Here is a 9,791-nt window from a genome sequence, read left to right as displayed (position 1 = left end):
AGCCGCCACCTTTGGGCTGAGCCGAGAATTATGTTCAGCGTCGCGCCACCCGCCACAGGGCCAAATCACCAGCATTTCCGCTGCAATTCGACCGGTGCTACCGGCGAACTACTCATAACGAGGCACTGTGCATAAGTGCCCATTGCTGACATAGCGCCAGTGGAGACGACTTCCGCAAAACGGCCAGCGGGCAGCGGAATGAAGCCACGCGGCCGTTCCGGAGCCGCTAGAGCATTGCGCGCATACGAACCAGCAGCGCCTCGAGCGCCTTGCCAAGCTGCTCGGACTCGCGCGCCCGGATCACGGACCGCAGTTCGATCTGCGCCGCCACCTGCAACGCCGGCGCCGTGCCGGGATCGCCGGCAAGCCGCTGCTGGTCGGCCAACAGACGCCGCGCGGCCGCAGGCTCGTTGAAGCTCTCGCTGGCGGCTGGCAACAGCCAGGCGCGAGCGCCGAACATGCCGCCCGTCTTCTCGGCCAACTCGGCCCAATGTTCGACGACGAAGGCGTAGGCCATGGCCGCATGTGCAGACTCGTCCCCGACCATGCCGGGCAGCCAAGGAGCAATGTTGTTTGGCAGTTCGCCCGTCAGCGAGAGCTCCATTACCCGGCGCGCCTGCGCCGGGTCCCGCGTACTGGCAAGCGCACCGGCGAACAGCCGCCGGTCCTTTTCGCTCTGAGCCTTCTGCAGGCGCTCCATCAGCTGGGCAAATCGGGGCGCGTCTGCATGCCGGCCCGTCGCGCTCACGACCGCGGCGCGGATGGCCGCAGGCAGCGGTTCGCGGCCCGCCTCGTCGGCATCGAACAAGGCTCGCGCCCTCTCGATTGTCGCGGGATCGTCAAAGCGGGCAAGCTGGCGGATCAGCGAGTTGCGCAGCGCCTCGGTCTCGCTGTCCTCGCCCGCGCGCGGCAGCCAGCCCACGGCTTCGAGTTCCGGTGCCAGCAGGGCTCGGGCGGCCGTGAACAGGGGCGCCTCAGCCGGCGAGGCGGCCAGGGAACGCGCCAGGAAGTCCAGCCCTGCGCGAGCCTGGGCGAACAAGGCCGCCCGACCCGGCCCCTGTGCCCGCGGCAACGCCACCAGCAGGTCCAGGTACGCCGTCATGGGCAGCCGGCCGGCCTGTGCGAGCGCGAACGTGTCGCTCAGCAATGCCACCTGCACTGAGGCAGGCAAGGCGGCATAGTTCGCGGTCAGCGCGGCCTGCTGAGCGGGCCCGTAGGCCACGCGGTAGAAGCCGTCGCCGGCCGGGTTGACCAGGGTCGGCTGAGGCGGACAGCCCGGCAGTACCAGCGATCGCGCAGGTCTGTCCAGCAGCACAGTGCTCAAGGCGCCGCCGTGCGACAGCACCACCGGAATCTGCCAAAGCGCAGTACCCGCTTCGCCCGAGGTCGTGAAGCGCTGCTGGTTCAGTTCGACTCGCGTCTTGCCGCCAACGCATCGCGTTGCGACGGTGACGAGCGGAAACCCGGGCTGGTCGGTCCAACTGGCCGCCACCGCGCTCACGTTCCGGGCCGATGCCTTGCCGATGTGGAACCAGAGGTCGCCCGCGGTCGCACTCGAGAGCCGGCGCGCCTGCATGTACTCACCCAGCCCACGTCGGAAGGCATCGGCGCCGATCCAGTGCTCGAGCATGGTCAGTACCGCACCGCCTTTGTCGTAGGTGATGCCGTCGAAGACATCAAACACCCGGTCTTCGGGCACCGGGCCGGAGCGGATGGCGCGCGTCGCCGCAGTGGCATCGCGCGCCATCGCTTCCTCGATGTCCAGACGCCGGCGCAGCAACACCTGCCATGCGGGATTGAAGCGGTTGGTGGCCTTTTCCGCCAGCCAGGTGGCGAAGGCCTCGTTGAGCCAGATCTCCTCCCACGAGGCGGCTGTCACGAGGTTGCCGAACCACTGGTGCGCGACCTCGTGCGCGACGAGGCTGAAGACGAAGCGCTGAGCTTGCGTGCCGCTGGTGGCGGGGTCGAACAGCAACGTACTCTCGGCGAAGCTGATCAGGCCCCAGTCTTCCATCGCGCCCTGCCGGTTGCTGGGCACGGCCAGCAGGTCGAGCTTGGGCAGCGCGTACGGGATGCCGAAGTAATCGTTGTAGTACGGCAGCAGCTTCTGCAACGCTTCCAGTGCATAGGCACCTTGCTCGCGTTTGCCTGGGGCGCTGAGCACGCGCAACGGCACCCCGGCGGCGCTGCTTGACAGCGAGTCGAAGCGCCCCACGGCCACCGCCACCAGGTAGCTGGGCATCGGCGGCGTGGGCGCGAAGCGGTGGACGCGCATCGATCCTTCGTCGACTGCCGAGGTCTGGTTCATGTTCGACAGCACTTCATAGCCCTTCGGCGCGCGCACCGCAAGTTCGAACACGGTGCGAAAAGCCGGCTCGTCGAAACTGGGGAACACGGTGCGGGCATAGACGGCCTGAAGCTGCGTGGCGAGCAAGCGCACTGGCTTGCCCAAGGCCTGGTGGGGCGACTGGAACAGGCCCGAGCCGTTGTTGCGCACCTGGCCGTCGTAGTCCAGCTCCAGCCGGTGCATGCCCGCCGCGATGGGCGCGCCGTCGGTCGGCGTGAGGGTCCAGGTCTGCGTCTGCTCGTCGGGCGTGACCACGAGCAGGCGTTTGCCTAGCTGCGCGCGCGTGGCCTTCAGTTCGCGGGCATGCAGCACGATGAAGGCCACCGGATGGCGCACGCGCAAGCTGAGCACGGCTTGGCCGCTGAAGTGCTCTGCATCCGGGTCCAGCGCCAACGAGAGCGTGTAGTGTTCGGGCATAACGCTCTTGAGCAGACGGCCAGGTGTGGTGTCGAAGTCGAAACGCGGCTGCGCCAAGGCGCCCTGGGCCGCGACGGCAAGGGTAAGCAGCAGGCAGCGGATTGCGATCATGGTCGGCCCCGAGAAATTGCGAGCGTGAAATGTAGGCTCAGCCGGGAAGCGAAGCCATCCCCAGTTGCAAAGGTATGGGCCAGGCATGATGGCCGCGCCGGCCTGCACAAGACAGCACAAAGTGGGCATTCCAGCTTGTCCTACCGTGCGCTTCGGCATTCTGCCGCCGGCCACACTGCGCGCATCCGAATGACAAAAACTGCCGGGACCGTGTGGCCGCATCACCGCCTGTAAGCCACCGTTGGCCTAAACGCTCGGCGAACCGAACGTCAGCTATGCGGCGCTTGTTCGAACTGTCGGTCTAGCGCAGGCCTGGACATTTCGGGGGCAGTGGCTCCGAGGCAACTCGGTGCCCTTGCCGGTCGTTGCCCAGCGGGCAACTGAAACGTCGAATAGTCGGTTGATACCCTTCAAAATCAAGACTTGAAGAATCATCTAGCCCGAGTTGCCGATCCCCGTTCACGGGCCTACCGTTTGGTTTCCAGATCAAGCGGGCAATCCCGCGAAGGAGACCGACATGACACTGTACGCAGCCTATTTGCCGCGTCCAAGAATCCTTCATCCTTGGCCCAATCAGCGATTTGCCGTCAAACACCCAAGGTGGGAGCCGAGTGCGTGAATTGCGCATGCTCGGATCCGTGCAGGGGGCGCTCAGCAAAGGATGTCTCTACCGCGACCCATCAGGCTCTGGTTCTCGTTACTGAAGAATAGGGTTCTTGCTTCGTCGCGCTTATAAAGTTGGTGCGCGAGGACTACTTCTCTGCCAAATACGCAACCGCCTTACCGGGCACTGTCTAGCGGCGTGTCCAGCAGTCCGTACTGGGCGGAAATCCTTCTGATCGCCCCGCTCTTGGCCATGGCCTTGAATTCAACGTTGAAGGCATCGACCTCGGCATCGTCAAGGGCTTTGCGCGAAAAGGCCACGCCCAAGTGGTTAATGTCGGCCTCCAGGATGGGCTCCAACGCTATCCCCTGGCTGCGCGCCTCGAAGACAAAGGAAGGGCCGATGCCAAAGATGGCACCGTCGGCGCCGAAACGGTCAAGCTTCAAAAGCTTGACCAAGGTTTCGACATCCGCCTCTTCGCTGATTTTCAGTTGTTCGATGTGCGCCTGACGCTCACGCAGCTTTCTTGCGCTGGTCGATCCCCGGACCACGCCAATCATCACGCCGTTCAACTCGGCCTCGCTGCGCAAAGCTTTGTTCTTGCCGGCAATGCGCAGAAACACCACATTGGCGGGGAAGATTGGGGCAGGGTTGAACAGGAAGTCCGCCCTGTCCTTGTTGAAGGAGAGGCCAACCACGCCATCGAAAAACCCCGCCTTGACTTCGGCCCAAGCGCGCGCCATTGGACGCACTTCATAGCCACATGTATGGCCTAGCCGGGCACAGGCGAGATCCAGCGCCTGCACAAACGCCCCGGTGGGCCGTCCGGCGGCAAGCCAGAAATACGGCGGCTGGTCGGGTCCGACGAACTTCAATTCGCGCGCGAACGCACTTGCCGGCAGCAACAACACAAACCCGCACACCAAGTGCCATAAAGTCTTACGGATAGAGTTGTACGGGGCGAGTGTGGGTTTCATCTTCGAGGGATCAGGAACTGGGGACATTGTGGCAATCTGGCGAGGCGTAAGTCAGAATATTGCGCCGATGCCCCCGAGGAAAGCACGCTGTTTCGATTTTCCAATCTGAGTAAGGATAACTCCCAAACCGCGTCAAGTGCTCCATCCATAGCCGCCTGCAGGGGCCGAGGTCACCCATTAGCCGCCCCCGTCAAGTTGCAAATACACGCTCCTGCACTGCAAGAGCGCATTCTTTTCTCTCAAGACTGTATTCATTCCCCTTCGTCGAACTCACCGCGCACTTGGTTCTCGATTCATGGTAGCGCCGCAGCGCACCAGTCACCCATCAGGATCAAGGCTTGAACGTGTGGCCACGCCAGCCCCTGGCGGCATTCACCGTTCCAGAAAACCCTCCGTTCCGCGCCGTGCCCACTCATTACAGGCATCGGAGCCCGCTCAGGTCTTGTGGCTGCGCCGCCGTGCCCCACGGTCTTGGTGCTCCAACCCCATTTGGCTCACGGCACGGGCGCTGCGAACTCGTTCAACGTGGGCGGGATCGATGCGAGCTGGCATTCAAGTCTCATGGTTGTGCCAACCCTCTGGCGGCCTTGCCCGCGTCGTCCCTTCATTCGTCAACTCCTGTCAGCCGAAGGCGCGTGCCGCGTCGAACGGCGCGCCCGTCTTAATCACATGAAAGCAAGCCCGGGCCAGCTTGTGCGCCACCGCCTTGATCGCCACCACCTGCAGGCTTTTGGCGCACTTCTTCTGGAACCAGTGCCGTATCGTCTCGTCATAGCGCACGGCAAAGTGCGCCGCCTCGATGAAGGCCCAGGCTAAGTGCTTGTTGCCGCACTTGGCGTTGCCGCTGCCCTTTTTCTTGCCGTTGGATTCGCGCCGGCTGTCCACGGTGCGGGCATAGGACGCGAAGTGGCCTGCATCGGCAAAGCGGGCCATGTCGCCGCTCTCCAGCGCGATGGTCAGCGCCAACGCTTTGCCGATATGGGCACCGAGTTGCCACGCATTCAGTACCCCCGAAATTTCCTGGCCTGCGCCAAGCCGACAGTTCGAACAAGCGCCGCATAGCTGCCGTTCGGGTCGCCGACCGTTTTGGTCAACAGCGGCTTACTGGCAAGGTTGCGGCCTCACGCTCCCGGCCAGTTCTTGTCACTCGGATGAGCAGTGGGTGGCGGCGGCAGGGTGCCCGGAGCAGCCGTTCGCTTGCCAGCCAAAATGTCGTCGCGGAATAGACTCGGCCTTCAGCCGCACCGCCTGAAGCTAACATCTTAGGTAGGCTAGCGCCCTACTCAGGTGTCGCCGGATCGTTGTCGGCACCGCCATGGGCCAGCGCCTGACGCGCCAGCTCTTCTTTGCTGAGCTGGGGTGCATCCTGAAGCTCCGCCCTTTCTTCCAGCATCTCGGGCGTAGCCTCAGCATGGCCCAGCAGCAGGTCTTCGATGTTGGCGCGGGCGGCCTTCAGCTCTTCGTGATCGACTGGTGACGGATGCACCGGCGTTAGCACAGGCAGCTTGACCGCAGCCTGAAACTTGTGGGATTAACCATACCGGCCTGCGAATCTTGCCAGCGTATCAGCGTATCAGCGCCTCTGCGTCGATGATGCTTGCGGGCCTTGCGGTGTGCTTAATGAATAATGGTCACTCACTTTAAACGTCGCCGCGCCACAGCGCACATCAAGGCAATGCCGCTCAACAGCATGAGGTAGGTGTCAGGCTCAGGGACTGCTGACACGGTCACTGAGATGCTGCCGTCGGTGTAAAGATGGCTGTAGTTCAGTTGGGTACCCGTGGCTAACTTGAAGCCAGAAGCATCAATTTCAGCAAAGGTGCCGGTCAGCGTGCCCCAGTCCAGCAGATCAAAGCTCTGGCCCGCTTGCGCAACGAAGCCGTTCCACGATGTCAGCCTGAGAATACCGTTCAAGCTTAAGTTGCCGGCGACGCTGTACTTGTCGAAGCTGCTGTCTTTGAACACCGCGTCGTTCTCGCAGCGCAAGCTACAAGCGGTGATGCCACCAATCTCGGCCAGGTAGCTGCTGCTCTCGCCAAACTCGACATCGCCTTCGTCCGTACCAAAGCCAGGCGAGGCGCCCACGGTCAGCTTGCCCTCGAAGCGCTTGGCGCCGGCGCCGGTGAACTTGGAGCCGGTGCGTTGCTGTACATCGCCGAAGAAGGTGGCCACCGAGCCGGTCGAGACCCGCAGCTCGGCCCCCGACTGCACATCCACCGTGCCGTACAAGGTGGTGTTGCTGTTGCCCGAGAGGATGATCTGGCTGGCATTGGTGCCCAGCACGTTGTTATAGATCGTCGAGGTGCCACCGCTCAGCAAGACCTTGCCCTTGTTGGTCAGCAAGCCGCCGCTCAGCGTGCCGGAGCCATTGATCACCCCGGTCGCCTCGTTGCTCATCGCGAAGCCGTTGTTGTCAAAGCCGCCCCCGTTAAGTTGGATCTTGCCGGTGTTGCTGGCCAGGCCACGGTTCAAAAGCACGGTGGCGCCCAAGCCGGCGCTGATGATGCCGTTGTTGGTCACCGCGCCACCCAGAGTCAGGGTGCCGCCCATTGCGCCCACGGTGCCGTAGTTGAGGATGGCGTTGTTGATCTGGCCAGCGCCCTGGATGCGGCCAGCGTTCCAGAGATCGCCGCCTGCCAGGGTGGCTGTGGTCGAACCCATCAGTATCTGACCGCTATTGGAGAAGTTGGGGTCGATGCGCAGATTGCCGGCATCCACGGTCATGCGGCCATCGTTCTGGAACGGAGCGCTGATCACACCGCGCCCAGTCAAGGTGCCTGCAGTGCCGTTGATCAACACCGCCCTGCCGGAAATCGTGTCACCGCTCAGGCTCATCACACCGGAGTTGGTCAGGGTGGCGCCGCTCAACACCAGGCCTCGCCCGTCTACCATCTCCCAGTTGCCGGTGTTGATGTTGGCGCCCATCGTCGCCAGCTCGAAGCTGCCGCCGGTCTGCCGCAGCAGGCCTGTGTTGCTGAAACCGCCCGCACCGCCAATCACGCCAAAGCCGGCCAGGTAGCTGTTGTTGACCACGGCCCCGGCGGTGCTGATCTTGCCGCCGGCCAGTTGCACGGCGCCGACGTTACTCATACCGCCGATGCCCAGGCTGAGCTGGCTGAAGCTGCCCACCGCCAGCTCGCCCGAGTTGATGAGCTTGACGGCCTCCGCTTGCCCGCCGTTCAGGCTGACGCTGTGCCCGGCCAGAATCTGCAACTCACCGACGACCTTCAGGTTCATGCCTTGACCCAGCGCCGGGTCGGTGCCCAGGACGGTGGTGCCGGTGAGGTAGTTGCCGGACACGTTGACGGTGCCGGAATTAAGATTGACCCGGCCGAGACTGTAGCCCGCGCCGGTGTTGAGCGTGCCGCCATTCAGGTTCAGTTCGCTGATGGGGGAGATCGTGAGAATCGCCCCGGTGTTGAGGGTGGCCCCGGTGCCGAGGTTCACGATGGCAGAGCTGGAGTAGTTCCCGATCAAGACCCCGTCGGTGCCGGTCAGGGCTGAGCCGGCGCCGCTGAGGTTGACCACCACGGGAATCGGGCTGCCGGTCCAGCCGAGGTAAGCGGTCTTGGCGCTCACGACGCCACCTTCTGCCACGTCCAGACTGCCGTTGTTCACGATCAGCAGGCCATCGGTTTGCCAGCGCGAGCCAGCACCTGTCACGCGTGCGTTCGACGTGCCCGCATCGCCCACCTCACCCACGATGGAATTGCGCTTGACGACCACCAGCCCACCCTGCTCGACGATCAGCGAACCTTCGCCCAACTTGCCGACCTGGAGATCGTTGCTGAGTGTCCAGGCCGAGTTCGCACCCGTCACCTTGGCTGCACCCGCACTGCCGTCGAGGTTGCCGATCATGCCGTCGGCACCGCTGAGCTTGGCGCCAGCCTCCGCCCGCAGGCTGCCGGCCCCCGCCTCGCCGATGGTCAGCTTGCCTGTGTTGACCCAGGTGGAGGTGGCGCCGGAGATCACGACCAAGCCATCGCCGCCCAAAACCTTGCCGATGAAGGTGTTGGCGCTGTTCAAAGTGCCGCCGTTCTGCACCGTGATCGTGCCGGTGCTGCCGTGGCCGACCACCAGCTCGCTGGTGTTTGTCAGCTTTGACAGCGCGCCGTCCACCAGCACCGTGCCCTGGCTGCCAAAGTCGCGCCCGAGCGTCAATGTGGTGTTCGAGGCGGAGGTGCCGGTTCGGATATTCAGCGTTGCATTGGCATTGGCAACGTCACCCAGCAGTGCCGCGCTGCGGCTGATGGCGACCTTGTTGGTGAGCGTCAGTGTCGAATCGCCCGCCACCGACCTCAGCCATGCATCGTTGAGGTCCATGCCGCCGAGGCCGCCGTCCCAGACCTTTGTCCCGGTTTGATAAGCATCGACTTTGACGTTGAACGTCTGCTTCACGAAGCTGAAGTTGCTGATGTTGCCGGTCAAATTGATGTTGCTTGGCTTCGTTCCTGAGTTGAAGACAAATGCGCCGGCACTGGGGCCAAACGAAATATCCTTCATCACGCCACCGATTCCACCGGCGCCCGGGGCGAAAGCCTGGCCGAAATCGATGGCATGGATCAACTTGTTCTTGTTGTTGAAGTACAAGGAATCATCGCCTGCGAGGGCAGCCGGACCTGTTGTGACAGTCCAGTTTGCGAATGTGTGCCAAGAAGTCGCGCCGAAATCGCCAGAAACTACGGTGTTGTTTCCGGTCCAGGTCACCGTTCTGGCGTGCGCCAGCATGACTGAACTGCTGCTCAAAACAGCTGCCAGCGCGATATTGAGCGGCAGTCGGCGACCAGGCCATGCGGCGCGGCCAATGGCAGCCGAGCGAGGGGTATGCCCAGATCGGGTGACTGAAATCGCCGACGCGCGGCCTGCACCAAACTTTGTGTGCTTGTTCATGATGAATCCTTGTTGGCTCGAGTGAGCCGAATTTGAAAGAGATTGCCAGCCTGCCGGGTCGTGCACCGACAGAAGGTGCGCCGCCCAGCCCTCAGACCGAACATCAATAAAGGCGAAACAACTCGACACGCGCCTGGCTGAGAGCCCCAGTCAGGCGCGCAGCGCTTGGGTTTACTTGGGCTTGTAGGAGAAGGTTTGCAAAATGGTTGCGTTGCCGCCCATCAGGCTCAATTGGCCACCTACGCCTACGCCGGCACCCATGCTGAAGCCTGGGATCGCGTTCTGCGCGCCGCGCATGCCCTTCTCAACACTCCAACTGATGCTCCCGCCGACTCCAACAGCAGCCTTCATACCGCCTACTAGGCCTACATACGGGCCTGCCTGTTTGGCCACAGAGCCAGGGCTCCAAGTGATGCCAATATCTACACCAGCACCCAGCGCGGCG

7 protein-coding genes are annotated in these 9,791 nt (G+C 63.2%); 1 reads left to right on the top strand and 6 read right to left on the bottom strand.

Annotation, left to right across the window (positions count from 1 at the left end; genetic code table 11):
- Positions 1-226 precede the first annotated feature (226 nt).
- The 5 genes from RMO57_RS00400 to RMO57_RS00375 form a co-directional block, all read right to left on the bottom strand.
- Entirely contained in the window at positions 227-2,875 is a 2,649-nt protein-coding gene (locus RMO57_RS00400; RefSeq protein ID WP_310383209.1) for a M1 family metallopeptidase, read from the bottom strand.
- A 780-nt stretch (positions 2,876-3,655) separates the two neighbouring features.
- Complete coding sequence (locus RMO57_RS00390; RefSeq protein ID WP_310383208.1) at positions 3,656-4,456, bottom strand: transporter substrate-binding domain-containing protein; 801 nt, start codon at positions 4,454-4,456, stop codon at positions 3,656-3,658.
- A gap of 621 nt (positions 4,457-5,077) precedes the next feature.
- Entirely contained in the window at positions 5,078-5,422 is a 345-nt protein-coding gene (locus RMO57_RS00385; protein WP_310383206.1) for a transposase, read from the bottom strand.
- Positions 5,423-5,735: 313 nt separating this feature from the next.
- A complete protein-coding gene (locus RMO57_RS00380) occupies positions 5,736-5,942 on the bottom strand; it encodes a hypothetical protein (RefSeq protein WP_310383204.1) in 207 nt (68 codons plus the stop codon).
- 149 nt (positions 5,943-6,091) lie between these two features.
- A complete protein-coding gene (locus RMO57_RS00375; protein WP_310383203.1) occupies positions 6,092-8,854 on the bottom strand; it encodes a beta strand repeat-containing protein in 2,763 nt (920 codons plus the stop codon).
- Between RMO57_RS00375 and RMO57_RS00370 the strand changes: the two genes are divergently transcribed.
- Entirely contained in the window at positions 8,838-9,371 is a 534-nt protein-coding gene (locus RMO57_RS00370) for a hypothetical protein (protein WP_310383201.1), read from the top strand. The genes RMO57_RS00375 and RMO57_RS00370 overlap by 17 nt on opposite strands.
- A 146-nt stretch (positions 9,372-9,517) precedes the next feature.
- Here RMO57_RS00370 and RMO57_RS00365 read toward each other — a convergent pair.
- Positions 9,518-9,791: hypothetical protein (locus tag RMO57_RS00365; RefSeq protein WP_310383200.1), on the bottom strand; the 274-nt coding region annotated here is incomplete at its 5' end.

Origin of the sequence: Roseateles sp. (genome assembly GCF_031397715.1) — a bacterium.
Lineage (GTDB): Bacteria > Pseudomonadota > Gammaproteobacteria > Burkholderiales > Burkholderiaceae_C > Paucibacter_A.
This window is presented reverse-complemented; position numbering and strand designations above follow the sequence as displayed.